The organism is Halobaculum sp. D14, from assembly GCF_051195135.1.
In the GTDB taxonomy this organism is placed as follows: Archaea; Halobacteriota; Halobacteria; order Halobacteriales; family Haloferacaceae; genus JBNTKA01.
The window spans coordinates 687,539-710,665 of the sequence record NZ_JBNTKA010000001.1; the positions used below are offsets into that span (position 1 = coordinate 687,539).

The following is a 23,127-nucleotide window of genomic DNA, read 5'->3' on the forward strand; positions in this document are numbered from 1 at the left end:
CCGTCGTCGCCGGCGGCCGGTTTTGTCGTCGTCGCTGCCGGCGGTCCGTCTCCGTCGCTGCCGCTGTTTTTCGGTCGGTCGGGAGGAAGACGTCGCGTTCGTGCAGAACCGTGAGTCGGCGCGCCGGGCGGGAGTGGGAGCGGGAGTGAAGCCCGGCAACGCCGCGGTGGGCGGCCGGTCCGGCCACCCTCGCGGGGCCGACCCAGGTTCGCGTCGGGGCGTGGGGAGCCCCGGAATCCGCGGCACGGACCGGTTCGGACCCGGAGTGGGTTCGGGGGCAGCGCCCTGTGGGGCGCCGTCCCGGTGCGGAGGGGTGCCCCGCAATGAGACGGTTCGGGCCGCGGTACACGGAGGAGCACGGCACCGTAACTTCAACGTAGCGCCCCGATTTTCGCGGTTGATTCTCGCCGAGCCGCCGGTGTTTTCACGGCGACACGCGCAGTTCGGTGCATGCTCGACGACTTCTTCGACGACGCCGCACGGCGCGACTGGGAGGACGCCGAGGCCGCGACCGCCGGCGAACCGCACCGAACCGCGGGGTCGACGCAGCCGACCGGGACGGTCCGGTTGGCGCTCGTCGGCTGCGGCGGCTACGCCCGAACGGTGTCGCTTCCCGCGATGCAGGCCGCCGACTACGCGGAGCCGACGGTCGTCGTCAGCGGCGACGCCGACAAGCGACGGCGCCTCGCCGACGAGCACGGCGTCACCGCCATCGGCTACGACGAGTACGGCGACGGCGCCGCGACCGACGAGTACGACGCCGTCTACGTCGCGACGCCGAACCGGCTCCACCTCCCGCAGGTGGAGACTGCGGCGGCACACGGCAAGCACGTCATCTGCGAGAAGCCGCTCGAAGCCACCGTCGACCGCGCCGAACGGCTGGTCGAGGCGTGCGACGCCGCCGGCGTGACGCTCATGACCGCCTACCGCGTCCAGACCGACCCGGTGACGCGGCGGCTCCGCGAGTTCGTGCGCGCCGGCGGCATCGGCGACCCGGTCCGGGCGTTCGGCGAGTTCTCCTTCTCGCTGCTCGGCGGCGACAGCGGCCCGGACCAGTGGCGCCTCGACGACGAACTCGCCGGCGGCGGCGCGCTGTACGACGTCGGCGTCTACCCGTTGAACACGGCGCGGTTCCTGCTCGACGACGACCCGGTCGCGGTGTCCGGGTCGACGCGGTCGTCCGGGGACGCCTTCGCGGACGTCGACGAACACGTCGACTTCACGGTCGACTTCGGCGACGCGGTCGGCCACTTCGCGGCGTCGTACTCCGGGCGGCAGCACGCCCACCTGTCGATTCACGGCTCGGACGGCCGGCTCACGGTCCGGTCCGCCTACCAGCCGAACGCGGCCCGCGAGGTCGAACTCGACACCGCCGACGGCCACGTCGAATTCTCGGGCGTCGGCGTCGACGACGCGCGCGAGGAGTTCGACTACTTCGCTCACGCGGTGCTGACGGGCGCGGCCGTCGAACCCGACGGGGCGGACGGCCTCGTCGACATGCGGACGATGGCCGGCGTCTACGAGTCGGACGAGACCGGGCGTACCGTCGAACTCTGAGGAGACGGCCGCTGCTCGCCGGGCTCCGAAAGCGAGAGGCGAAAGGTGTGGCGGAGGCGGGAGGCGGATGCGCAGTGTCCGGCCACGATGGACCCCTGATCGTGGGGCGGACGATGCGCGGTGGCGGCGTGGTGGCGCGGAGTTGATTTCGCCGACTCACGACGAGAAAAGCGTCGGTTCGTCGGCACCAGTTGCTAGTGCGGTCTGCGTGATAAACCCTCCGGCACCGGCCGCCCGGCACTGGCCACCCGGAACCGACCTACTGCCGCCCCACCGCCGCCTCTCCGACCCCCTGCGACAGCCCGGTTCGGCCGCCGACCTCGGCGGGCCGGCCGGCCCGTCCCGCCGGACCTGCAACCCCTACCGCCGACGCAACATCTATACCGCCCCGACCGAACCATTCGGCCATGCCGCAGGTGCGCGCGGAGGCCCTGCTCGGCGGTGCGGACGAACTACTCGAAGAGCCGCGCCGCGTCGTCGACCCGAACCGGCTCGGCGACCCGGGCGACGTCCTCGGCGACGGCGCCCGGCTGGTCGCCGTCGAAGAAGTCCCGCTCGCACACCTCGACCTCGCGCCCGACGAGCGCGAGCGGCTCCCGCATCTCCTCGGTGACCGACGCACCATCTACGTCCACCACGTCGAGTAGCCGCGTCGTCGCTGCCGCTTCTCTCAGTCGTCGCGTCGGTCGCGGAGCGCCGGGAAGTCGTCACGGACGTCGTCGACGCGGCCCGGGTCGACGTCGGCGGTGACGAGCGTCGGGTCGTCGGCCGCCGAGGCGAGCGTCGTCCCCCACGGGTCGTAGACGGTGGACCGGCCGACCAGTTCGGCGTCGCCCTGTTCGCCGGCGCCGTTCACCGTCGCGACGTATCCGAGGTTCTCGACGGCGCGGGCGCGCGGCAGCGTCTCGAAGTGCTCCACGCGCGGATACGGCCACGCGCTCGGCACGAGCGTGAGCGTCACGCCGGCGTCGGCGAGCCGCCGGTACAGCTCGGGGAACCGGAGGTCGTAACACGTCGTCACGCCGACCGTGAACCCGCAGACGTCGGCGGTCTGCAGCGTCTCGCCGGCGGTGAGTAACTCCGTCTCCGCGGAGTCGTAGCCGAACAGGTGGTGTTTCCGGTAGACGAGTCGGCGGTCGCCCGACGCGTCGAACAGCACCGCGGTGTTCGCCAGCCCCTCGTCGGCCGGGACGGCTTCGCCGGCGTCGGCGGACGCTTCGAGGTCCTCGACGACGCTGCCGGCGAGCAGCGCCACGTCGTTGTCGGCGGCGACGTCCCGGAGTTCGGTGAGCGTCGGGCCGCCGAGCGGCTCGGCCTGCCGGCTGTACGCGTCGAACGCGAAGTAGCCGACGTTCCACAGCTCCGGGAGCGCGACGAGGTCCGCGCCGCGGTCGGCGGCCGCCTCCACGGCGTCGACGGCGCGCTCGCGGTTCGCCGCCGGCCGCGCCGCCTCGACGTCGAGCTGGGCGAGCGCGAGTTTCACGCGTCGAGCGCCTCCTCGAGCGCCGCTTTCAGGTTGTCGAACTCCGCCTCGAAGTTCCGCTCGAAAAAGCGCTCGACGCCGGGGAGCGACCCGTCGATGACGAACTCGTTTCGGAGCCGCGTCCGGCCGTCGTCCGTCGGCTCGACGGTGTGCTCGCCGGTGACGCGGAACGCCTTCGACCGGCCGACGAACTTGACGTGCCGCGGCGGGTCGCGCTCCACCTCCTCGGTCTCGACGGCGATCGTGGACCGGACCATCGGCACCGGAATCTCGACGTGCCACGTCGCGGCGCCGTCGCCGTGGAGGTCGTAGCTGTCGACGACGCTGATCGCGCCGGCTCGTTCGGCGGGGTCGGCGATGAACGCCCAGACGTCCTCCGGCGACGCGTCGACGACGAGTTCCCGGCTCACCCGCACGGTCATTACTGCACCCGAATACGAACCGCCGGCGAAAAAAGCGGGGGGTTCACGGACGAGTTCAGGGGAGTTCGACGCGCCACGTCGTCGACCGGGCGCGCCCCCACTTTTCGATGTCGACCTCCTCGGACTTCTCGGCGAGCCGCGGCAGCCGACTGCCGACCTGCTTCGCCGACAGCCCGATGGCCTCGGCGATGTTCTTCGCGCGGAAGTACTCCTCCCCGCGGGAGACGCTGTCGCGGAGGTACGCGACGATTCGTTTCTCCTCGTCTGTGTAGTCCGTCATCGCTTCTACAGTAAATTTGGTTCCCTGTGGCTTAACGCTTTACGCGTTCGAGCGCCGCTGTGACACTCCTGCAGGTCGACGTCGACGCCGCGTCGTGCGGCGGGTCGGCGTCGGCGCGGCCGGAGGCGTGCGGGCGCGGCTCAGGTGTCGTAGACGTGAATCGCGGTGACCGCCAGCACGGCGGCGACCATCGCGAGCGCGAAGCCCCACGCTTTCAGTTCCTGGGTCGCGCCGGCGAGCATCATGCCGGCGCCGACCGTCGCCGCGGCGCCGAACACGAGCGCCAGCCCGACGCTCTTGTCGGTCGAAACGGTGTCCGTGGCCATACGCGACGGTTCGCCGGTACGCACGTAGTTCTTCCGAAACCGCCAACCGCGCGAGCGACGCGCCCCGCCCGGGCGAGCGACCTTGGGCAGGCGACCCGGGGGGAGACAACCCGGGGCAGGCGCCCTGGTGCGGGCGCCCCGGGGCAGGCGCCCCCACCGGCCGACACCGCGTCTGTCGGACGGGAGCCGGCCGGCCGCCGACCGAGGTTGTCAGACTTAACTGCCGCCGTGCCGACCGTCCCCCAATGGCTGGGATACGCGGGCTCGCGAGAACCGTCAAAGTCGTCGCCGCGGTCGCCGTGCTGCTCGTCGGCGCCGTGGGCGGCGCGTACCTCCTCGGCGTCGTCGGCGCGCCGAGCGTCGTCGGCGTCCAGAACCGGTTCGGCGACGTCTCGGAGGAGCACACCGTCATCCGGAGCACCCTCGTCGTGAACAACCCGAATCCGGTCGGGGTTCGGCTCGGCGGCGTCTCCGCCGACTACGCCGTCTCGCTGAACGGCATCCGGATGGCGAGCGGGAGCAAGTCCGGGCTCGCGGTCGAACAGGGGAACTTCTCGGTGCCGTTCCGCACCCGGATGAACAACTCGAAGATTCCGGCGTGGTGGGTGAGCCACGTCCGAAACGGCGAGCACACGACGCTGCAGGTGGACGCGTCGGTGCACTCGTCGCTGCTCGGCCGGTCGTTCAGCCCGCAGATCACGCGCGACGTCAACACCAGCATCATCTCGGCGTTCCGGTCGTCGGAGACGCGGCCGCTGAACGCGAGCAGTCCGCTGGTGTCCGACCCGGTGTTGTACCTGAACCGGACGGAGGCGCAGTGGGGGACGGTCGACAACGACACGACCGAGGTCGAGATGACGCTGCACCTGTACAACCCGAAGTCGTACCCCGTGACGCTGTCGACGGTCGGCTACAACATCACGATGAACAACATCTCGATGGGCGGCGGCGAGGCGGGCGAACCCACGACGATTCCGCCCGGTGAGACCGTGGCTGTCCCGGCGACCACCGTCATCGACACGCAGAAACTCGACGAGTGGTGGGTGTCCCACCTGCAGCGGAACCAGGTGACGCAGCTCCGGGTCAGCTTCTATCTCGTGTTCGACCTGTCGGCGGCCGGCGCCGGCGAGCAGCGCATCGACCTCACCGACGTCACCCGGACAGTCGAGACTGACATGTTCGGGACGAAGAACGAGTCGGCGACCGGGACGTCCGGGTCGGCGGCGGCCGGGTCCGGCGGCGACGGAACCGCGACTGCGACGCCGGCCGGTGCGGGAACGGACACGCCGGCCGGGACGGCCGGCGGCGGCGACACCGCGACGCCGGGGACGACGCCGACTCCGACGCCGGCGCCGACCGAGACGCCGGGCGGCACCGCGACGCCGAGCGGCGGGACGACGACCACGGACGACGGATTGTTCACGGTCGACCGATCGGGTCTGCAGTAGTCGCGGACGCCGACAACGCTTTAGCGACCGCGGTGTCACGGTGAGGTATGCCTCGGAGTATCTCTGCTCCTGGTCGAGTTCTCGGACGGTAACGTGACTGTCTCGACCGACACCGACGGTGACACGATTCTGGTCGACATCGACGGCGACGCCTGCGAACTGAGCAGGGACGCCGCCGCCGACCTGCAACAGGCGCTCGGCGACGCCCTCACGGAGCGCCGGGAGTTCTTCCGGACCGTCGGCGAGTACCGCGCGGACGGCAGCTACGTCGTCTCCCGGAAGGCCGCCGACTCCGCCGGCAACGCGAAGGTGTTCGACTCCTTCGAGGAGCTCCGCCGGCTGTACGACCGGCTCCCGTCGGAGTTCACCGCCGACGAAATCGGCCGGACCGGAATCACCGGCTCCCGGCGACACATGCTCGTCCGGCACTTCGCCGAGCACCCCGCGTTCGACTGCTCGATTCACCGCCGGAATCCGTTGACGGCGCGGAAAACCGCGTCGGAGTCCGACGCGGAGGAAGCGGAGGAGTAGGCGAGGGACAGAGCTCGGACGGTCTCGGCCGATTTCGGCCGAATCCGCCCGCGTTCGGCGGCTCTCGATTCAGCGGTCGTGTGTTACTCGATGGAGACGTGTTCGTTCTCCTCGTTCAGCGCGAGGTTCGCGGCGACTTCGGCGATACGCATCGCGTACTGCGCCGTCTCCTGGAGGCTCACGAGCACTTCGCGTATCTGGAGGAGCTGCTGGTTCTCCATCTCGGGGAGGTCGTTGAGGATGTCGCGTTCGCGGTCTTTCAGTTCGCGGAACAGGAACTTCACCTCGATGGTGAGCGAGTAGTCGCGCTGCACCGCGGCGTCGACGGCCATCTCGGTGACCTCGTCGACCTGGTCGGTGAAATCGCGGATGCGGCGCATCGTCGAGTCGTCGATGTCGAGCGTGTTGTCGTCGGCTTCCAGCGCGATTTCGCCGATGTCCTCGGCGTTGTCCGCGATGAGTTCGAGGTTCTTCGCGATGGAGCGGTAGCCGATGAGCGGGAACCCGGAGTCGAGGCCGACGGCGCGCGCCAGGTTCGGGTTCTGGTAGGCGGTGAAGATGAGCCGGAGCAGCAGCACGAAGATCTTGTTCGCCTGCCGCTCGCGGTTCAGCGCGCGCTGGGCGAGGTCGGCATTGCCGTGTGCGAGCGCCTTCACGGCCTCGCCGCGCATCGTCGACCCGGTGTTTTCGAGCCGCTTGAGGAGGTTGTCGAGCGTGAAGTCCTCGGGGTCGACCGAGCACCGGATGGCGATGTTCTCCGGGGTTTCCTCAATGACGCCGAGCCCCATCAGTTGCGTCTCGGCCTTGTAGACGGCGTTGATGTGGTCGGAGTCGAGCGCGCCCTCCTCGGTGGTGATGTTGATGACGCGCCGCCCGAGGACGTACTGGGCGAGGATGGCGCGTTCGAGCGCGTCGGCGTCGAGGTTGTCGGCGTGCAGCGTCGCCTCGGCGTCTTCGCGGCTCGCGGACTCCGGCAGCACCGTGAGCGTCCCCTTGCCGCCCATCCGGAGGGACACCTCGTCGCCCTTCTCCACGTCGTGTTCTTTCGCCCACTCAGCCGGCAGCGTCATGGCCAGCGTGGACGGCCCCAACCGCTGAACTTTCCGAGTCTCGACCATATCGGAGGGATGTGTCCATATGACCTTAACCTTGTCTCCGTTCCCATAATACACGTTTAGTGGGTGGAGTTACCACGCCGGATTCGGTCGGTTCTGGTCGAGCGGAGGAGCTGGGAGGGGAAACGAGCAGCGCGGAAGGGACGAGGAGAGGAGAGGAGAGGAGAGGAGAGTGTGGCGCGGTCGGTTCGCGGCGGGTCAGACGATTTTCATCATGCGGCGCTCGAACTTGCCGACTCTGACTTTCACCCAGCCGCGGAGCCGCTCGTCGAGTTCCGGGTCGTCGGTGTCGACGCGGAGCGTCCGGATGTCGTCGAGTTTCGCGCGGGAGGCGACGACTTCGACGTCGCAGCGGCGAATCACGGCCGGGGAGAGCTGCGGGTTGCCGCGGCCGAACACGAAGCCCTGTCCGCCGATGGGGGAGACGACGATGACGTTGTCGTCGCCGAGCGCGTCCAGGATTTCCTGTTCGGTGGCGTCGGCGACGAGGAGGTCGCCGCCGCGGTAGACGTCGACGCCGATGGCGGTGCCGTCGACGCCGAGTTCGTCCTTGACGGCGCCGACGGTCGACCCGGGGCCGAGCACCCACGTGGTTTCGGGCCGCGACCGGATTTCGGCGGCGACGCCTTCGGCGAGCGACTCGACGGTGCCGCTCGCGGTCTGTTTCGACGACTGGAGCTGTTCGGCGACGGGGACGGACGCGACGGCGCGGAGCTCCGGGTGGACGTCGCCCTCGCGGTACCGGTCTTCGTCGATGTCGAGCACTTCGCGGCGCTCGGTCCGGTCGAACGTCGCGGCGACGACGGCGGCGTCTTCGGGCGAGACGGCGAACACCGACGAGTACACTTTCACGCCGGCGGGGACGCCGAGCATCGGCGTGTCGGTGCCGTCGAGCGCGTCGGCGACGTCAGCGGCGGTGCCGTCGCCGCCGACGAACAGCACGAGGTCGACGTCGGCGTCGACGAACGCGGTGACGGCGCGGCGGGTGTCGTCGGCGTCCGTGTCGATGGCGGCGCCGGTGTCGTCGCCGCTGTCGTCGGGAGTTCCGAGGACGACCGGGTCGAAGCCGGCGGCGCGCGCGACCGCGGCGCCCATCGGTTCGCCCCAGGTGAGCAGGTCGGCGTCGGGGGCGTGGTCGGCGAGCGCGTCGAGCGCGCGGCGGGCGCGGTCGGGGGCGCGCGGCTCGGCGCCGCGGGCGCGGGCTTCGGCGACCTTGTCGTCGGTGCCTTTGAGGCCGACGCGGCCGCCCATCCCGGCGACGGGGTTGAGCAGAAACCCGATTCGCATGTCGGTACCCGGGGCGGGCAGCCGGAAAAAGGCCGCCGATGCCGGCGGGCCGTCGCCGCGGCCTCGCCCTCCCCAGCCGGCTCCGGCGCTCCCTCGCTGCGCTCGGCCGCGCCGCCGCCCCTCGCGCGTCCGCGGCCGTGACACAGCACGGCCGCCGCGCGCCACCGCTGGTGCCACGGCCGCCGTGTGCCGCCACAGAAGCCGCGGTGACGGGTCGGCGAGGCCGGCGGCCGTGAAATCTGTCGACGCGGTCGGCGCCGGGCTACTGCGCGGCGGCGTTTGCGCCGGACTCTGGGTGGTGGTCGCGGGCGACGAACCTGAAGGCGACGGCGGCGACGAAGACGGACACGACCGAGAGGACGATGAAGGCGTCGTACAGCGGGTCGGCGATGAGGCCGCGTCGCCGCCCGATTTCGGCGGCGGCGACGGAGATGGAGAGTCGGCCGGGAACCGCCGCGGCGAGCAGCGCCGTGGTCCGGCGGTCCGTCCCGGTGAGCGCGCCGCCGACGGCCGCGCCGACGACTTTCAGCCCGACGCCGAGCGCGACGACGGCCGCGAGCAGCAGCACGGCGTCGACGTCGGTGAGCGGCGGGACGTTCGCGCGCATCCCGACGAAGAAGAAGAACACCGGCGCGACGAGGCTGACGACGGGCCGCATCTCCGCCTCGACGGCGTGGCGCTCGTCGGTGAGTTCGCCGATGAGGAACCCGGCGAAGAAGCCGCCGAGCACGGCGTGGACCCCGACCGCCTCCATCAGCCACGCGACGGCGACGGCGAACAGCACGCCGACCTTCGTCGGGGACGCGCCGAGTGAATCCGGGAGGGCGCGCTTGAGCGGCCCGACGAGGTACCGCGGAATCACGACGAGAAACGCGGCGAGCGCGACGCTCACGGCGACGGAACCGACGACCGGGGTCTCCGACGTCAGCGTGATACCGTACGCGAGCGCGACGACCGAGAGGATGTCGTTGAGGACGGCGACAGCGAGGATGAGCTGGCCGCGGTCGGTCGAGATGTAGCCGAAGTCCTCCAGCAGCGGGTAGACGAGCCCCAGCGAGGTCGTGGAGACGGTGACGCCGACGAGGAAGCCGGCGAAGTGTCCGAGCCCCATCGCGAGCGCGAAGCCGGCGCCGCCGAGGAACGGCAGCACGAACGTCAGGAGCCCGAGAACGGCGACCTGTCGGGGGCGCTGCCGGAGCGGCTCCGTGTCGAGTTCGACGCCGGCCTCGAACATGATGAGCAGCAGCCCGAACGACGCGAGGCTGACGAGGAAGTGGTAGCCGTGCATCCCCGGGCCGACCACGCCGAGGACGGAGCCGAACAGGATTCCGGCGAGGATTTCGGCGACCAGCACGGGGACGTCGAACCGTTCGAGGAAGCCGAGCGCGTAGCTCGTCCCGTACACCAACAGCAGCGCCGTGACGAAGCCGAAGGCGAGTCCCATACGGGTCCGCCTGACGGCTGAGCGCTCCTAATGGGCGAGTGATTCCACGGAGTCGCGGACGCCCCGCCGGACCCCGGCGGCGAGAGACGGCGCCGCCGCTGTCCGGTCGGCCGTCGAAGAAACTGAGTTGTGGGGGTTCTGCGCCGATTACAGGACGCTGATGTTGAGCGCGTACGGCCACGTCGTGTTCGCGAGCGAGAGGAACACGAGCGCCGCGCCGAGGATGATGACGTTCTTCTGGAACTGCGTCATCTGGTCCTGCTTCTGGTCGTCGGGGACGGCCCAGAAGTCGTGAATCATGACGGCGGAGACGAGCATGAACAGCGCCACGGCCCCGGACGCCAGCACCGGCAGGACGCCGAGGACGATGCCCAGTCCGCCGAACGCGAGCATCCCGCCGGAGAAGGCGGCGCTGAGACGGGGAGCCGGGACGCCCTTCGCCTCGGCGTAGCCGGCGTAGTTGTCGAGCGCCTGGAAGTGCCCGAGACCCATGTACGCGACGACGAGTCCGAAGAGGACTCGGCCGAGCAGGAACGCGACGCCTGCGCCTGCGCCCGTGAACGCCGATGCACCCTGAAGGAGTGTTGTAAGTTCCATCGCCCCCTGACCTACACGAGTCACTCACTTATCTGTTTGCCGACACCACGGTTACCGGGTGACACCGGTGTTACTCCAGACTGACGGTACGGTCGGTCTCGTGAGATAGTCCATCTCGCCACAACGTCTCGAACTATTTACACGAATCGGGGCGTACGTCGACGCAGGTCTCCAGATGTTCGAGTTCGTCACGCAGATACGGTCCCACCCGATTCGGTCTGCGGCGCCCGTCGTGGCGCTCGCCGGGCTGGCGCTGAGCTACTATCGGCTGAAACTCCGGAAGCGAGGGCCGCTCGCCGAGGTGTGGGAGCGGGTCAGGAAGACGGTGCTGCCGCCGCTCGACGACCTGGCGCGTCGGCTCGGCGTCGGCTACGCCGCGTACACGCTCGGCGAACGAGAGTACGCCGGGACGCTCTCCGTCCCCCCGGAGAAAGCCGAACGGCTCCTGTGGCAGGCCGGGTTCCGCCGGAACCCGCTCGCGGCGTACAAGACGCTTCCCGACGGCACTGCCGAACTCGGGTCGTGGGTCTATCGGGACGGCCTGCTCGCGACCCACCAGACCCACGTCGTGCTGTTCCCCGCGGAAGCCGACGGACAGACCCGCGTGTTCGCCCACCGCGAATACTCGGCCATCAACCCGGCGACGGCGCTCGAACACTTCCGCGGACGCGGCTACAGTCCGGAGGAGGGCGAAGCGGTGGTGCGAGGGAAACTCGGCTCCACACACTGGGTGCACGACGAGGAGCCGACGGCCGACGACGACCGGTACGGCCGCTGACGCCCGCCGGAGATTCGTGGACTCCGGCGGTGCGTCACGAATCGTGCCGAACCTTGCCCCTGTCGGCCGTCCCGTCGCGCATGGCTCTCCGACTCGCACCTGCGTTCCTCACGGCGCCGAGTTCGTTCATCGACCGCTCCGTCGACTGGGGCTCGTTCGACTTTCTGCGCTGGTCGACGGAGACGTACGAGTACGACCCGGACGACTGGAACGGGCTGAAGAACACGGTTCGGCCGGTCGAGCAGGTCATCCGGTCCGGTCGCGGCGACTGTGAGGACTACGCGCTCGTCGCGCTGTCGTGGCTGCACGCGACCGTCGACGCCGGCGACGTCGGCCTCGCCGTGCTGTACACGCGGGAGGTGCCGCCCACCGGACACGTCATCGCGTTCGGCCCGGAGCGAACGTTCTCCTCCGGCGTCGTCTGCGACGGGACGCTCGAGCAGTACCTCCGCGGCTCCCGGTACGACGTCATGTTCACGAACACGCTGTAGCCGTCGGTCCTGACCGTGGCCGAACCGGTCGGTCCCGACCCGGCCTGACCCGACCGTGCGCTTAATACGCCCCGGCGAAGTTCACCGGTCGAAGACGATGGCACTCCGGGACGTCATCCGCGACATGGAGAGCCGCGAGAAGCGGCTGACGGTGTTCGACCCCGACTCCTCGGCGGTCGTCGACGACCTGCGCGACTACTTCGCCTCCCAGCAGGTCGACGTCGTCGTCGGCAGCACGGACAGCGACCTCTCGGGCTACGCGGTGCTCTCGGACGACGCCGGCGACGTTCTCACCGCGGTCGACCTCGACCGGCTCGACGGCGACGCGACCGCCGGCGTCGGCGAACCACGGCCGTTCTCCCCGCTGCTGGAACACCTCGACGACACGACGTTCTCGTCGTACAGCATCGACCAGATGGTGGCGGCGTCCCGCGAGATCGAGGACCGCGCGTGGCGCGTCGGCAGCGGGCAACTTCACGCCGGCTTCCAGACCGCGACGGCGCTCTCGCGGCAGGCCGACGTCTACGAGACGCTCGCGAAGAAGCCGCTCGACATCCACGTCTACTGCGCGGTGTCAGACGAGGCGGCTGACATCGATGGCGTCAGCGTGCACGAGGCGGACACGGCCGAACTTCGCGAGGTCTGGTTCGTGGTGTTCGACGGCGGCGGTGACCTGTCGAACGCCTGCGCGCTGCTCGCCGAGGAGTGCCCGGGGGAGGACCGGCGGTTCTCGGGGTTCTGGACGTACGACTCCCTGCTGATTCGCGACGCGCTCGAACACCTCCACGAGCGGTACCTCACCGCCGCGTAGCACCTCGCCGCCGCGTGCGGTTTCTGTGCGTGCGGGCCGCGCGAGACGCGTCGCTCGCGGACGGTTTGGTTACCGCCGCACTTCGAAACCGGTGACGCCGGTCGGCTCGCCGTACTCGACGTCGACGTCGGAGACGGACGCGGCCGGACTTCCCGTGTGACACCACTCGATCATCGTCTCGACGTCCGAACGCGGCCCTTCGAAGACGGCTTCGACGCGGCCGTCGTCGAGGTTCTTCACCCAGCCGTCGACGCCGTGTTCGCGGGCCGTGTCCCTCGTGTTCGCGCGGTAGAAGACGCCCTGGACTTTCCCGGACACGTTCACGTGTGCGCGGACCCGGTCGGCGTCGCTCTCTCCGTCGTCGCTGGCGGCATCGCTGTCGTCGTCGCGGCTGCTCATACCTGACGGTTCGTCCGGCGCAGGGAAAACCCGACGGTCACTGCAGTCGCTCGCCTCGGACCCGGCGACCGTCGGTGATTTAAGTAGCGGACAGGCGGCGAGGGCGTCTCGCGGGGCTGTGTTTCCCGAGAGCGTCCCGCCGCACAACCGCGTGCGCCCTCGGGCGAACGTCACGTCACGGCGGTCCTGCCCGCGTCCTCCGATTTGAACGTTCGGCCGTTCGGCGGGGGGAATCGTCTGCGACGTCGGATGAACCGTCCGCGAGGCCGGGTGAGCCGTTCCGCGACGGCGACGCATGTTCCGTTCGCTCGGGTGCGCTGACGACGCAATCGGTTCCGTGGACCACCGGGCGTTTCGGGCCGCGCGGGACCGAGGGAGTCTTGGGCGTCGCGGTGGAGGAACCGGTATGGATCTGTTCGGCACCGCCGGTATCCGGGGGAGCGTGGAGAGCCGCGTCACGCCGGAGTTGGCGCTGGACGTGGCGCGCGCGGTCGGCGCGGCAGCGCGGGAGGCGGGCGACCGAGAGTTCGTCGTGGCGCGGGACGGCCGCGTGACGGGGCCGGCGCTCGCGGCGGCCGTCGAGGCCGGCCTCGAATCCGCCGGCGCCGACGTGGTTCGGCTCGGCCAGCTCCCGACGCCGGGGCTCGCGTACGCCTCCCGGGGCCGGCGCGGCGTGATGCTCACGGCGTCGCACAACCCCCCGACGGACAACGGCATCAAGCTGTTCGTGGACGGCGTCGAGTACGCGGAGACCGCCGAGACCGACGTCGATCGACGCGTCGCCGCCGGGACGCCGCCGGCGGCGTGGGACGAGTGGGGCGACGTCGAGGCGGCTGACGCGCTCGACGCCTACCGCGACGCCGTCGCGGCGTACGCCGCGGCGTTCGGCTCGTCGCCGGACGACCTCCGCGTGGCCGTCGACTGCGGCAACGGGATGGCGTCGGTGGCGACGCCGCAGGTGCTCCGCGAACTCGGCGCGGACGTCGTGACGCTGAACGCGAACGTCGACGGCCACTTCCCGGGCCGCGAGTCGAAGCCGACGCCGGAGTCGCTGACGGACCTCCGCGAGTTCGTCCGCGAGGGCGCGGCCGACTTCGGCATCGGCCACGACGGCGACGCCGACCGCATCGTCGTCGTCGACGCCGACGGCGACGTCGTCCACGAGGACACCGTGCTCGCCGTCCTGGCTGCGCACTACGTCCGCGTCAGCGACGCGGCGGACCCGGTGGTGGTGACGACGCCGAACGCGTCCGGCCGCATCGACGAGCAGGTCGCTGCCGCCGGCGGCCGCGTCGAGCGCGTCGCGCTCGGCTACCTCCACGACGGCATCGCGTCGGCCCGAGACGGCGGCGGCGACGTCGTGTTCGCGGCGGAGCCGTGGAAGCACGTGCACACCCGGTTCGGCGGCTGGATAGACGGCGTCGCGTCCGCAGCGGTGCTGACGCGGCTCGTCGCCGCCGAGGGGCTCGACGGCCTCCGCGAGCCGGTGACGGAGCGCCCGTACCGGAAGGTGAGCGTCGACTGCCCGGACGACGCGAAAGCGGCGGTGATGGAGCGGCTCGACGAGGCGCTCCCCGAGGCGTTCCCCGAGGCGTCCGTGAACACCGACTACGGCGTCCGGCTGTCGTTCCCGGACGACTCGTGGACGCTGGTCCGCCCGTCCGGCACCGAGCCGTACGTCCGCGTGTACGCCGAGAGCGACGACGTCGACGCGCTCGTCGACGACGTCGTCTCGGTCGTCGAATCCGCGGTTTCCGGCGAAACGTCCGGCTGACGCTGGACGTGTCTGGAGTCGGGAACGTCGAAAGCCGACGATTTTAACCGCGTTTGCGTCGGGAGTACCAGCATGGACCGGAACTTCAATCGGCGCACGTTCATCAAAGGCACCGGAGCGGCGGGGCTCGCGGGCCTGGCCGGCTGTTCGGGCGGCCCGGACGAATCCACGCCGACCGAGACCAGCGACGACGGCACCAGCACCACCACGACGTCCGACGGCGGCTCCGCGGGCGGCTCCGCCACGGTCAACGTCGGCATGGTGTACGCGACCGGCGGCCTCGGCGACGGGTCGTTCAACGACCAGGCGCAGACCGGGATTCAGCAGGCGGCGCAGGAGTTCGACGTCAGCTACGACGAGTCCCAGCCCGACTCGGTGTCGCAGTTCGCGCAGTACCAGCAGCAGTACGCCCAGTCCACGAACCCGAACTACGACCTCGTGAGCTGCATCGGCTTCCTGCAGGCCGACTCGCTCTCGAAGACGGCGCCCGACTACCCGGACCAGGACTTCATGATCGTCGACTCCGTCGTCGACGAGCCGAACGTCCGGTCGTACACGTTCGCCGAACACGAAGGCTCGTTCCTCGTCGGGCAGCTCGCCGGCATCCTGACGACGCAGTCGTTCTCGGCGGGCAGCGGCTCGACGGAGTCCGACTCCACGAACGTCGGCTTCGTCGGCGGCGTGAAGTCCTCGCTCATCCAGAAGTTCGAGGCGGGCTACAAGGCCGGCGTGAAGTACGCGAACTCCAACGTCGACGTCGCGACGAGCTACGTGGGCTCGTTCAACGACCCGTCGGCGGGGAAGGAGGCGGCGCTCGCGATGTACAACTCCGGCGCCGACATCGTCTTCCACGCGGCCGGGAACACCGGCACCGGCGTCTTCCAGGCGGCCCAGGAGAAGGGCCGGTTCGCCATCGGCGTCGACCGCGACCAGTCGAAGACGAAGCCGGACTACGCCGACGTCATCCTCGCGTCGATGGTGAAGCGCGTCGACACCGCCGTCTACAACGCCGTGAAAGCGCAGGTGAACGGGAACTTCGAGGGCGGCACCTCGGTCAGCCTCGGTCTCGCCGACGAGGGCGTCGCAATCGTCTACGGTCAGCAGCTCGGCGCCGACATCTCCTCGTCCGTGAAGTCCGAAATCGAGGCGTCGATGCAGGCCATCATCGACGGCGAAATCAGCGTCCCGACGAACCCGAACCAGGTCTCCGGCTGAGCCGGAGCCACGGCGCCGCGCCGCCGCCGACGCTTCTCACGTTTTCTTCCCCGGCGAGCCGTCGCGCCGGCGGCGCGGCGCGCTGAAACGCGTCGTTTATGCCGATACCGGTGAAACCCGAACCTGAATGACTGAGGCCGTCCGCCTCGACGGGATCACGAAACGCTTCCCCGGAGTCGTCGCGAACGACGACGTGACGCTCTCCGTCGAGCAGGGGACGGTCCACGCCCTGCTCGGCGAGAACGGCGCCGGGAAGACGACGCTGATGAACGTACTGTACGGCCTGTACGAGCCGACCGCAGGCGACGTGTACGTGAACGGCGACGGGCTTGAACGCGACGAGGACGGCGAGTACGTCGACGCCCCCCGCCGGTTCGACTCGCCGCGCGACGCCATCGACGCCGGCGTCGGCATGATTCACCAGCACTTCATGCTCGTCGACCCGATGACGGTCGCCGAGAACATCACGCTCGGCAACGAGCCGACGAAGTGGGGCGGGCTCGCCATCGACCGCGAGGCCGCCCGCGAGGAGGTGCTCGAACTCTCCGAGCGGTACGGCTTCGACGTCGAGCCCGACGCGACGGTCGCCGACGTCTCCGTCGGCGTCCAGCAGCGCGTCGAGATTCTGAAGGCGCTGTACCGCGGCGCCGACGTCCTCATCCTCGACGAGCCGACCGCCGTGTTGACGCCGCAGGAGGTCGAAGACCTGTTCGCGGTCCTCGACGAACTCACCGACGCCGGCAAGACCATCATCTTCATCACCCACAAGCTCGGCGAGGCGCTGGAGGCGGCGGACGAAGTGACGGTGCTGCGCGACGGCAGGAACGTCGGCTCCGTCGAGACCGCCGACACGAGCCGCGAGGAGCTCGCCGAGCTCATGGTCGGCCGCGAGGTCGTCCTCGAAACCGACACGCCGCCGGCGACCCCCGGCGACCCGGTGCTGTCGGTCGACGGCGTCTCCGCCGAGGACGACCGCGGCGTCACCGCCGTCGACGACGCCTCGTTCACGGTGCGGGAGGGCGAAGTGTTCGGCGTCGCCGGCGTCGACGGCAACGGCCAGTCCGAACTCGTCGAGGTCGTCACCGGCCTCCGCCGCCCCGAAGCCGGCAGCGTCCGGCTCCACGGCGACGACGTCACCGACGACTCCCGCCGGGAGCGCACCCGCGCCGGCATGGCGTACGTCCCCGAGGACCGCCAGGAGCGCGGGCTCGTCATGGACTTCGACCTCGTGGAGAACGGCGTGCTCGGCAGCCAGCACGACCCGCCGTTCGCCCACGCCGGCCGCATCGACTGGGAGTACGCCGCCGAGCACGCCGCCGACGTCATCGACACCTACGACGTCCGGCCGCCGGACCCCGGCGCGGACGCGAAGTCGCTCTCCGGCGGGAACCAGCAGAAGTTCATCGTCGGCCGCGAGTTCGCCCGCGACCCCGACTGCATCGTCGCCTCCCACCCGACCCGCGGCGTCGACATCGGCTCCACCGAGTTCATCCACGACCAGCTCATCGACCTCCGCGACGACGGGAAGGCGGTGCTTCTGGTCTCGTCGAAACTCGACGAGGTCCGCGGGCTCTCCGACCGGCTCGCCGTCATGTACCGCGGCCGCGTCGTCGACGTCGTCGACCCCGACGAAGTCACCGAAGAGCAGCTCGGCCTCCTGATGGCCGGCGAACGCCCCGACGACGTGCCGAGCATCCGGACCGACGCGAACGCGGCCGCAGACGGGGCGGAGGAAGCGGACGGGGCGGACGCGGACGGCGCCGACGCCGCCGGGGAGACGCCCGGCACCGACGCCGCAACCGCCGGAGGTGACGACGATGAGTGACGACCCGTCGTCGGGCGAGGAGGGCGCCCCGGAGGGCGGGCCGGAGTCGACGGTTCGGGCGCGGGCGCTGTCGTGGCTCGACCGGCTCGCGGAGGCGTCCGCGACCGAGCGGCTGCTCATCTCGACGTCCGCGCTGGTGCTGTCGGTCGTCATCGGCTTCTTCCTCGTGCTGGCCGCCGGCCGCATGACGACCTGCGACGCCGCGGCGACGACGTACCTCGGCGTCGGCTTCTGCTACGACCCGATTACGGTGTACGACAAGCTGTTCCTCGGCGCGTTCGGGAACCTGCTCGCGAACCCGCTGAACGGCCAGTTCGCGACGACGCTGTCGGAGGCGACGGTGCTGGTGTTCACGGGGCTCGCGGTCGCCGTCGCGTTCCGCGCCGGCGTGTTCAACATCGGCGGGCAGGGGCAGATGGTGCTCGGCGCGCTCGCCACCGCCGTCATCGTGTTCGCCGTCTCACCGCTCGTCTCCGGCGTCGTCGGAACGCTGCTGCTCGTCCCGTTCGGGCTGCTCGTCGGCGCCGTCGTCGGCGGCGTCTACGGCGCCATCCCGGGCGCGCTGAAGGCGTACGCCGACGCCAACGAGGTCATCACGACCATCATGCTGAACTTCGTCGCCACGTCGGTCGCGCTGTACCTCGTCCAGGACCACTTCAAGGACCCCGAGAGCTTCGCGAACCAGACCCGGACGCTCCCCGAGTACGCGCTGTTCCCGAAACTGGTGTTCCCTGAGCGTGCGTCCGTCTCGCTGTACGCGACCGCGTTCGCCGTCGTGCTCGCGCTCGCCATCGCCTACCTGCTCACCCGGACGAGCGTCGGCTACGACATCCGGACGAGCGGCCTCCAGCCCGACGCGGCGGAGTACGGCGGCGTCGACGCCGCCCGCACCGTCGTCACGTCGATGGCGCTGTCGGGCGCGATTGCGGGGCTCGGCGGCGCCGTCTACGCGCTGATGGTGCTCGGGAACTTCCAGACCGGCGTCCCGGACTACGGCTTCGACGGCATCACCGTCTCCATCCTCGCCGGCAACAACCCGGTCGGCGTGCTCGGCGCGGCGCTGCTGTTCGGCGTCCTGAAGTCCGGCAGCATCGTCGTCGACGTCTCCACGAGCGTGCCGCCGGAGCTCGTCGGCGTGCTCCGCGGACTCATCGTCCTGTTCGTCGCGATGCCGGAGTTCTTCCGGATGATCGGGAAACGGCTCAACCTCGGTGACGGCGTCGACGGCCGCGGCCCGGCGGCGACCGACGGAGGTGAGTCGGAATGACAGATCTGCGCGACCGCGTCGGCGTGCTCGTCGCCGGATTCGTGTTCGCGGTGGTCGCGACGACGGCGCTCGTCGGCCTCGCGTTCCCGGGGACGCCGTTCGGCGCCTTCACGGCGACGCTGGCCGCCGTCCTCGGCGTGCTCCTCGAGGACTCGACGCTCGCGGCGGCGCTCCGGCTGTCGGTCCCCATCGCGTTCGCGGCGCTCGGCGGCATCTTCGCGGAGAAGTCGGGCGTGTTCAACATCGGCCTCGAAGGGCTGCTCATCGTGTCGGCGTTCGCCGGCGTCTACGTCACCGACGTCTCCGGCAGCATCTGGGTTGGCGTCGCCGGCGGCGTGCTCGCGTCGACGCTGCTCGCGGCGCTGTTCGCGGTCGTCTGCATCCGGTTCCGCGCCGACCAGATCATCGCGGGGCTCGCCGTCTGGCTCATCGCGCTCGGGCTCGCGCCGTTCGTCTCCCAGGTCGTCTACGGCAGTTCGAACACGACCAGCGTCCAGACGTTCGAGGCGATTCGGGTGCCGCTGCTGTCGAAGATTCCGTTCTTCGGCGCGCTGTTCGACGCGTCGCCGATGGTGTACCTGATGTTCGTCGCCGTCGCGGCGTCGTGGTGGACGCTGAACCGGACGACGTTCGGCCGGTGGGTGCGCGCCGCCGGCGAGAACCCGAAGGCGCTCGACACCGCCGGCGTCGACGTGAAACGCGTCCGCTACGCCGCGGTGCTGCTGTCCGGCGTCCTCGCCGGCGTCGGCGGCGCCGCGCTGTCACTCAGCCTCGGCCAGTTCACGGGGAGCGGCCCGACGATGGTGAACGGGAAGGGGTTCATCGCCATCGTCGCGTTCCTGTTCGGGAACTACAACCCGGTCGGCGCGCTGCTGTCGACGATGCTGTTCGCCGGGCTGGACGCGCTCCAGCTCACGCTGCAGGCGCGCGACGTCGTCGCGATTCCGAAGCCGCTCGTCCGCACCATCCCGTACGTGACGGTGGTCATCGTGCTCGCGCTGTTCGGCCGCACCCGGACGCCGGACGCGGCCGGCGAGCACTACGAGTCCGGCGAGGAGTAGCGCGCCTCACTCCCCGTCGCCTCGCGTCCGGCTCTTCGCCGCCCCGCGTCCCTCCGAATCACGCCGCGTCGCCGGCGCTGTGTCGCTCCGCGCCGCCTCGACTCTCCGCCGCGGAATCCGTCGGCTCGGCGCCGACGGAACTGCCGGGTCGAATAACGAGTTTTTTGCCGCGCGGCGAGTGAGAACCGGGTAATGACTACGCACGAACCCGACATCGCGGTGGTGGGCGCGGGCACCGCCGGCTGCTACGCGGCGGCGACCGCCGCGAACGCGGGGCTCGACGTCGTCGTCGTCGAGCGGAAATCCGCGGAGGAAGCCGGGCACATCGCCTGCGGCGACGCGCTGAAGGGCGCGGACGCGTTCCCGGAGGCCATCCCGAAGTCGGAGATCGAGCCGGCGTTCACGAACACCGGGGTCACGCACGGCCGCTTCGAGATTCCGAGCGAGGACACCGTCCTCGAAATCCCGGTGCCCGGCGAACTCGCCGTCATCGACCGGTGGGAGTACGGCCGCCGCATCATCGACGGCGCCGAGCGCCGCGGCGTCGACTTCCACTACGACACCGTCGTCCAGGACGTCACGCAGACGGACGACGGCCGCGTCACCGGCATCCGCGGGAAACGCGACGGCGAGGTCGTCGAGTACGACGCCGACGTCACCATCGACGCCGCGGGCGCGCTCTCGATCCTGCAGGACAACGCCGACCTCGACGCCGCGACGTTCGACACGAACGTCTCGTACACGCAGTTCTGCTCGGCGTACCGCGAGGTCGTCGAGGTGCCGGAGCCGGTCGAGTGGACCGACGCGCTCGTGTTCAAGCCGACGCGGACCGCCGCCGGCTACGTCTGGTACTTCCCGCGCACCGACACCGAAATCAACGCCGGGCTCGGCTTCCAGATGACCGAAGAGCCGATGAAGCTCGTCGAGGACCTCAAACAGGACCTCCGGGACCGCCCCGAGTTCGAGGGCGCCACCGTGAAGGACAAACTCGGCGCGGCGCTGCCGACGCGCCGCCCGTACGACTCGGCGGTCGCGCCGGGGTTCATGGCGGTCGGCGACGCGGCCGGACACGTCAATCCGACGACCGGCGGCGGCATCGCCGGCGCCGCCTACGCCGGGAAGTACGCCGCCGAGCAGGCCGCCAAGGCAATCGACGCCGGCGACGCGTCCGAGGAGATGCTGTGGCGGTACAACGAGCGCGTCATGGACCACTTCGGCGCGCGCTACGCCGCCCTCGACGTCTACAACATCCTCGCCACCGCGGTCGACGTCGACGACCTGATGGGGCTGCTCGCGTCGCTCCCCGGCGAGAAGCTCGCGGAGGCGCTCTACTCCGGGACGACGTCGATGGGGCCGCGGCTCGCCGCCCGCGTCGCCCGCGACAGCTACGGCTACTGGAGCCAGATCTGGGACTTCTACAAGGCGAAGCGCGCGGCCGACGACCTGCTGAGCCACTACCAGCGCTACCCGAGCCGGCCGTCCGCGCTCGGCGCGTGGCAGGACCGCCGCGACGACCTGCTCGACCGCGTCTACGACGTCACCGGCGCCGACCCCAAGTACTGACCACGCGGCGACCGGCGGCGACGACGACTTCTCACAGTTTTCCTCCGTCTCGACGGCTGCGTCTGCAGCCTCGGCTGGACGCTGCTTCGTCGTCGCGACGAAAACGGAGAGAAACCGGGTGTGTTGCGGCGTCGACGGCTACGGCTGCTGTTCGGCGTCGACGGCGTTACGGCCGCTGTTCGGCGGCGGCGAGCACGGCGTTCGAGAGGAGGCCGACGCCGATGTCGAGCGACTCCTCGTCGACGTCGAACGTCGAGGTGTGGTGGCCGCCGGGGTGGTCGGTGCCGACGCCGACGTAGGTGGCGTAGCCGCCGTTGTTCTGCACCTCCTGCATGAGGTAGGTGGCGTCTTCGCTGCCGCCGAGCGTGTCGCGGTCGAGGACGGAGTCGACGCCGTCGACGTCGGCGGCCGCGTCGGCGACGATGTCCACGAGTTCCTGGTCGGAGGTCGCAGACGGGGCGCGGCCGAGCCGTTCGGTCGTCACGTCGACTTCGTGCATGTCGGCCGCCGACTGGAGGACGGTTTCGGCTTTCTCGTCCATGTACTCCATCAGCTCCGTGGTTTCGCCGCGGACCTCGCCCTCGACGAACGACTCCTCGGGGATGATGTTGGTGGCGGTGCCGCCGCCGACGAGGCCGGCGTTCACGCGGGTCGCGCCGTCGGCGTGCCGCGGAATCCCGTAGAGGTTCTGGATGGCCGCTGCCATCGCCTGCACCGTGTTCTTCCCCTGCTCGGGGTGGCCGCCGGCGTGGCTCGGCTCGCCTTCGAACTCGGCGAGGAAGTGCGAGACGGCGAGGAAGCCGTCGACGCCGGCGACGACCTCGCCGGTCGGGTGGTCGAGGCCGACGTGCGCCGCGAACAGGTAGTCGACGTCGTCGATGAGTTCGGAGTCGGCCATCGGCTTGCCGCCGACGATTTGCTCTTCGCCCGGCTGGAAGAACACCTTCAGCGTCCCCTCGAAGTCGGACGCGAGAATCTCGTCGACGACGCCGACGCCGAACGTCGCGTGCGCGTCGTGGCCGCAGGCGTGCATCCAGCCGTCGTGCTCCGACCGGAACGACGCGTCGACCGGGGCGTGCGTCTCCTCGTCGGCCTCCGTGATGGGGAGCGCGTCGATGTCGACGCGGACGCCGACCACCGGGCCCTCGCCGCGGCGAACCACCGCGACGGCGCCGGTGTAGCCGCCCTCGATTTCGGCGAGCACGTCCTCGCGGGCGCCCTCGTCGCGGGCGCGCTCGAACCACTCGGCGAGCTCGTCGTCGTCCGGGACGTTCATCCGCTCGGAGCCGAGGATGTCGGGGCCGTAGTGGAGTTCGTCGAGGTCGCGGGTCTCCAGTTCGTCGACGAGGCGCGCGGTCGTGTAGAACTCACACCACGCCGGCTCCGGGTGTCGGTGGAGGTCGCGGCGGAGCTGCACGAGGTCGTCGTGTTGCACTGCGAGGCTCATAGCCGG

23 protein-coding genes are annotated in these 23,127 nt (G+C 70.4%); 13 read left to right on the forward strand and 10 right to left on the reverse strand.

What is annotated here, in order from left to right; genetic code table 11:
* Window positions 1–450: 450 nt before the first annotated feature.
* Together gfo6 and ACQUST_RS03440 are read left to right on the forward strand one after the other, a co-directional pair.
* A complete protein-coding gene (gfo6, locus tag ACQUST_RS03435) occupies window positions 451–1,557 on the forward strand; it encodes a D-xylose 1-dehydrogenase Gfo6 (protein ID WP_435124950.1) in 1,107 nt (368 codons plus the stop codon).
* Window positions 1,558–1,964: 407 nt separating this feature from the next.
* The gene (locus ACQUST_RS03440; protein ID WP_435124953.1) at window positions 1,965–2,204 is read left to right on the forward strand and encodes a hypothetical protein; all 240 of its coding nucleotides are present in this window, start codon (window positions 1,965–1,967) and stop codon (window positions 2,202–2,204) included.
* 23 nt (window positions 2,205–2,227) lie between these two features.
* Here the strand turns inward: ACQUST_RS03440 and ACQUST_RS03445 are convergent, their stop codons facing one another.
* The 4 genes from ACQUST_RS03445 to ACQUST_RS03460 all read right to left on the reverse strand — a co-directional run bounded on the left by ACQUST_RS03445 (window position 2,228) and on the right by ACQUST_RS03460 (window position 4,068).
* The gene (locus ACQUST_RS03445; RefSeq protein ID WP_435124955.1) at window positions 2,228–3,040 is read right to left on the reverse strand and encodes a carbon-nitrogen family hydrolase; all 813 of its coding nucleotides are present in this window, start codon (window positions 3,038–3,040) and stop codon (window positions 2,228–2,230) included.
* Entirely contained in the window at window positions 3,037–3,462 is a 426-nt protein-coding gene (locus ACQUST_RS03450; RefSeq protein WP_435124957.1) for a CoxG family protein, read from the reverse strand. The genes ACQUST_RS03445 and ACQUST_RS03450 overlap by 4 nt, the downstream gene beginning before the upstream one ends.
* Before the next feature lie 55 nt (window positions 3,463–3,517).
* Window positions 3,518–3,742, reverse strand: coding sequence for a DUF7123 family protein (locus ACQUST_RS03455; RefSeq protein ID WP_435124958.1), 225 nt, complete (start codon window positions 3,740–3,742; stop codon window positions 3,518–3,520).
* A gap of 140 nt (window positions 3,743–3,882) precedes the next feature.
* Window positions 3,883–4,068, reverse strand: a complete 186-nt coding sequence (locus ACQUST_RS03460) for a DUF7525 family protein (protein ID WP_435124960.1) — start codon at window positions 4,066–4,068, stop codon at window positions 3,883–3,885.
* Between the two features lie 245 nt (window positions 4,069–4,313).
* On the opposite strand from ACQUST_RS03460, the gene ACQUST_RS03465 reads away from it, so the two are divergent.
* Window positions 4,314–5,516 (forward strand): LEA type 2 family protein, encoded by a 1,203-nt coding sequence (locus ACQUST_RS03465; protein ID WP_435124962.1) that lies wholly within the window; start codon window positions 4,314–4,316, stop codon window positions 5,514–5,516.
* A gap of 159 nt (window positions 5,517–5,675) precedes the next feature.
* On the forward strand, window positions 5,676–6,047 hold the full coding sequence (locus ACQUST_RS03470; protein ID WP_435126101.1) for a DUF7528 family protein: 372 nt from the start codon (window positions 5,676–5,678) through the stop codon (window positions 6,045–6,047).
* An 83-nt stretch (window positions 6,048–6,130) separates the two neighbouring features.
* Here the strand turns inward: ACQUST_RS03470 and ACQUST_RS03475 are convergent, their stop codons facing one another.
* The 4 genes from ACQUST_RS03475 to ACQUST_RS03490 all read right to left on the reverse strand — a co-directional run bounded on the left by ACQUST_RS03475 (window position 6,131) and on the right by ACQUST_RS03490 (window position 10,490).
* Window positions 6,131–7,165 carry a PhoU domain-containing protein gene (locus ACQUST_RS03475; protein WP_435124965.1) on the reverse strand — a complete coding sequence of 345 codons (1,035 nt, stop codon included), beginning with the start codon at window positions 7,163–7,165 and terminating at the stop codon, window positions 6,131–6,133.
* 195 nt (window positions 7,166–7,360) lie between these two features.
* Window positions 7,361–8,449 (reverse strand): ATP-NAD kinase family protein, encoded by a 1,089-nt coding sequence (locus ACQUST_RS03480; protein ID WP_435124967.1) that lies wholly within the window; start codon window positions 8,447–8,449, stop codon window positions 7,361–7,363.
* Window positions 8,450–8,711: 262 nt separating this feature from the next.
* Entirely contained in the window at window positions 8,712–9,893 is a 1,182-nt protein-coding gene (locus ACQUST_RS03485) for a cation:proton antiporter (protein WP_435124970.1), read from the reverse strand.
* Window positions 9,894–10,040: 147 nt separating this feature from the next.
* Window positions 10,041–10,490, reverse strand: a complete 450-nt coding sequence (locus ACQUST_RS03490) for a DoxX family protein (protein WP_435124973.1) — start codon at window positions 10,488–10,490, stop codon at window positions 10,041–10,043.
* Between the two features lie 175 nt (window positions 10,491–10,665).
* Here ACQUST_RS03490 and ACQUST_RS03495 point away from each other — a divergent pair, with 175 nt between their 5' ends.
* The 3 genes from ACQUST_RS03495 (at window position 10,666) to ACQUST_RS03505 (ending at window position 12,570) form a co-directional block, all read left to right on the forward strand.
* Entirely contained in the window at window positions 10,666–11,268 is a 603-nt protein-coding gene (locus ACQUST_RS03495) for a hypothetical protein (protein WP_435124975.1), read from the forward strand.
* 80 nt (window positions 11,269–11,348) lie between these two features.
* On the forward strand, window positions 11,349–11,759 hold the full coding sequence (locus tag ACQUST_RS03500) for a hypothetical protein (protein WP_435124977.1): 411 nt from the start codon (window positions 11,349–11,351) through the stop codon (window positions 11,757–11,759).
* 97 nt (window positions 11,760–11,856) lie between these two features.
* On the forward strand, window positions 11,857–12,570 hold the full coding sequence (locus ACQUST_RS03505) for a DICT sensory domain-containing protein (RefSeq protein WP_435124980.1): 714 nt from the start codon (window positions 11,857–11,859) through the stop codon (window positions 12,568–12,570).
* A 69-nt stretch (window positions 12,571–12,639) separates the two neighbouring features.
* On the opposite strand, the gene ACQUST_RS03510 is transcribed toward ACQUST_RS03505, so the two are convergent.
* A complete protein-coding gene (locus tag ACQUST_RS03510; RefSeq protein ID WP_435124982.1) occupies window positions 12,640–12,969 on the reverse strand; it encodes an acylphosphatase in 330 nt (109 codons plus the stop codon).
* 406 nt (window positions 12,970–13,375) lie between these two features.
* Here ACQUST_RS03510 and ACQUST_RS03515 point away from each other — a divergent pair, with 406 nt between their 5' ends.
* The 6 genes from ACQUST_RS03515 (at window position 13,376) to ACQUST_RS03540 (ending at window position 21,674) form a co-directional block, all read left to right on the forward strand.
* A complete protein-coding gene (locus ACQUST_RS03515; RefSeq protein ID WP_435124984.1) occupies window positions 13,376–14,743 on the forward strand; it encodes a phosphomannomutase in 1,368 nt (455 codons plus the stop codon).
* Between the two features lie 72 nt (window positions 14,744–14,815).
* Window positions 14,816–15,958, forward strand: coding sequence for a BMP family lipoprotein (locus tag ACQUST_RS03520; protein WP_435124987.1), 1,143 nt, complete (start codon window positions 14,816–14,818; stop codon window positions 15,956–15,958).
* A 127-nt stretch (window positions 15,959–16,085) separates the two neighbouring features.
* On the forward strand, window positions 16,086–17,783 hold the full coding sequence (locus ACQUST_RS03525; protein WP_435124989.1) for an ABC transporter ATP-binding protein: 1,698 nt from the start codon (window positions 16,086–16,088) through the stop codon (window positions 17,781–17,783).
* Window positions 17,776–19,050, forward strand: a complete 1,275-nt coding sequence (locus tag ACQUST_RS03530) for an ABC transporter permease subunit (RefSeq protein WP_435124992.1) — start codon at window positions 17,776–17,778, stop codon at window positions 19,048–19,050. Before ACQUST_RS03525 ends, ACQUST_RS03530 begins: the two co-directional genes overlap by 8 nt.
* Window positions 19,047–20,111, forward strand: coding sequence for an ABC transporter permease (locus ACQUST_RS03535; RefSeq protein ID WP_435124995.1), 1,065 nt, complete (start codon window positions 19,047–19,049; stop codon window positions 20,109–20,111). The genes ACQUST_RS03530 and ACQUST_RS03535 overlap by 4 nt, the downstream gene beginning before the upstream one ends.
* Window positions 20,112–20,303: 192 nt before the next feature.
* A complete protein-coding gene (locus ACQUST_RS03540; protein ID WP_435124996.1) occupies window positions 20,304–21,674 on the forward strand; it encodes a geranylgeranyl reductase family protein in 1,371 nt (456 codons plus the stop codon).
* Between the two features lie 166 nt (window positions 21,675–21,840).
* On the opposite strand, the gene ACQUST_RS03545 is transcribed toward ACQUST_RS03540, so the two are convergent.
* Window positions 21,841–23,121: an amidohydrolase gene (locus ACQUST_RS03545; protein WP_435124998.1), complete on the reverse strand. Its 1,281-nt coding sequence runs from the start codon at window positions 23,119–23,121 to the stop codon at window positions 21,841–21,843.
* Window positions 23,122–23,127 lie beyond the last annotated feature (6 nt).

What these genes read in the sequence shown, in the direction of transcription:
- ACQUST_RS03535 (WP_435124995.1), top strand. Translation starts at nt 19,047, where the DNA reads ATGACAGATCTGCGCGACCGCGTCGGCGTGCTCGTCGCCGGATTCGTG.
- ACQUST_RS03520 (WP_435124987.1), top strand. Translation starts at nt 14,816, where the DNA reads ATGGACCGGAACTTCAATCGGCGCACGTTCATCAAAGGCACCGGAGCG.
- ACQUST_RS03490 (WP_435124973.1), bottom strand. Translation starts at nt 10,490, where the DNA reads ATGGAACTTACAACACTCCTTCAGGGTGCATCGGCGTTCACGGGCGCA.
- ACQUST_RS03505 (WP_435124980.1), top strand. Translation starts at nt 11,857, where the DNA reads ATGGCACTCCGGGACGTCATCCGCGACATGGAGAGCCGCGAGAAGCGG.
- ACQUST_RS03545 (WP_435124998.1), bottom strand. Translation starts at nt 23,121, where the DNA reads ATGAGCCTCGCAGTGCAACACGACGACCTCGTGCAGCTCCGCCGCGAC.
- ACQUST_RS03515 (WP_435124984.1), top strand. Translation starts at nt 13,376, where the DNA reads ATGGATCTGTTCGGCACCGCCGGTATCCGGGGGAGCGTGGAGAGCCGC.
- ACQUST_RS03485 (WP_435124970.1), bottom strand. Translation starts at nt 9,893, where the DNA reads ATGGGACTCGCCTTCGGCTTCGTCACGGCGCTGCTGTTGGTGTACGGG.
- ACQUST_RS03465 (WP_435124962.1), top strand. Translation starts at nt 4,314, where the DNA reads ATGGCTGGGATACGCGGGCTCGCGAGAACCGTCAAAGTCGTCGCCGCG.
- gfo6 (WP_435124950.1), top strand. Translation starts at nt 451, where the DNA reads ATGCTCGACGACTTCTTCGACGACGCCGCACGGCGCGACTGGGAGGAC.
- ACQUST_RS03460 (WP_435124960.1), bottom strand. Translation starts at nt 4,068, where the DNA reads ATGGCCACGGACACCGTTTCGACCGACAAGAGCGTCGGGCTGGCGCTC.
- ACQUST_RS03495 (WP_435124975.1), top strand. Translation starts at nt 10,666, where the DNA reads ATGTTCGAGTTCGTCACGCAGATACGGTCCCACCCGATTCGGTCTGCG.
- ACQUST_RS03500 (WP_435124977.1), top strand. Translation starts at nt 11,349, where the DNA reads ATGGCTCTCCGACTCGCACCTGCGTTCCTCACGGCGCCGAGTTCGTTC.
- ACQUST_RS03440 (WP_435124953.1), top strand. Translation starts at nt 1,965, where the DNA reads ATGCCGCAGGTGCGCGCGGAGGCCCTGCTCGGCGGTGCGGACGAACTA.
- ACQUST_RS03525 (WP_435124989.1), top strand. Translation starts at nt 16,086, where the DNA reads ATGACTGAGGCCGTCCGCCTCGACGGGATCACGAAACGCTTCCCCGGA.
- ACQUST_RS03455 (WP_435124958.1), bottom strand. Translation starts at nt 3,742, where the DNA reads ATGACGGACTACACAGACGAGGAGAAACGAATCGTCGCGTACCTCCGC.
- ACQUST_RS03450 (WP_435124957.1), bottom strand. Translation starts at nt 3,462, where the DNA reads ATGACCGTGCGGGTGAGCCGGGAACTCGTCGTCGACGCGTCGCCGGAG.
- ACQUST_RS03480 (WP_435124967.1), bottom strand. Translation starts at nt 8,449, where the DNA reads ATGCGAATCGGGTTTCTGCTCAACCCCGTCGCCGGGATGGGCGGCCGC.
- ACQUST_RS03540 (WP_435124996.1), top strand. Translation starts at nt 20,304, where the DNA reads ATGACTACGCACGAACCCGACATCGCGGTGGTGGGCGCGGGCACCGCC.
- ACQUST_RS03475 (WP_435124965.1), bottom strand. Translation starts at nt 7,165, where the DNA reads ATGGTCGAGACTCGGAAAGTTCAGCGGTTGGGGCCGTCCACGCTGGCC.
- ACQUST_RS03530 (WP_435124992.1), top strand. Translation starts at nt 17,776, where the DNA reads ATGAGTGACGACCCGTCGTCGGGCGAGGAGGGCGCCCCGGAGGGCGGG.
- ACQUST_RS03510 (WP_435124982.1), bottom strand. Translation starts at nt 12,969, where the DNA reads ATGAGCAGCCGCGACGACGACAGCGATGCCGCCAGCGACGACGGAGAG.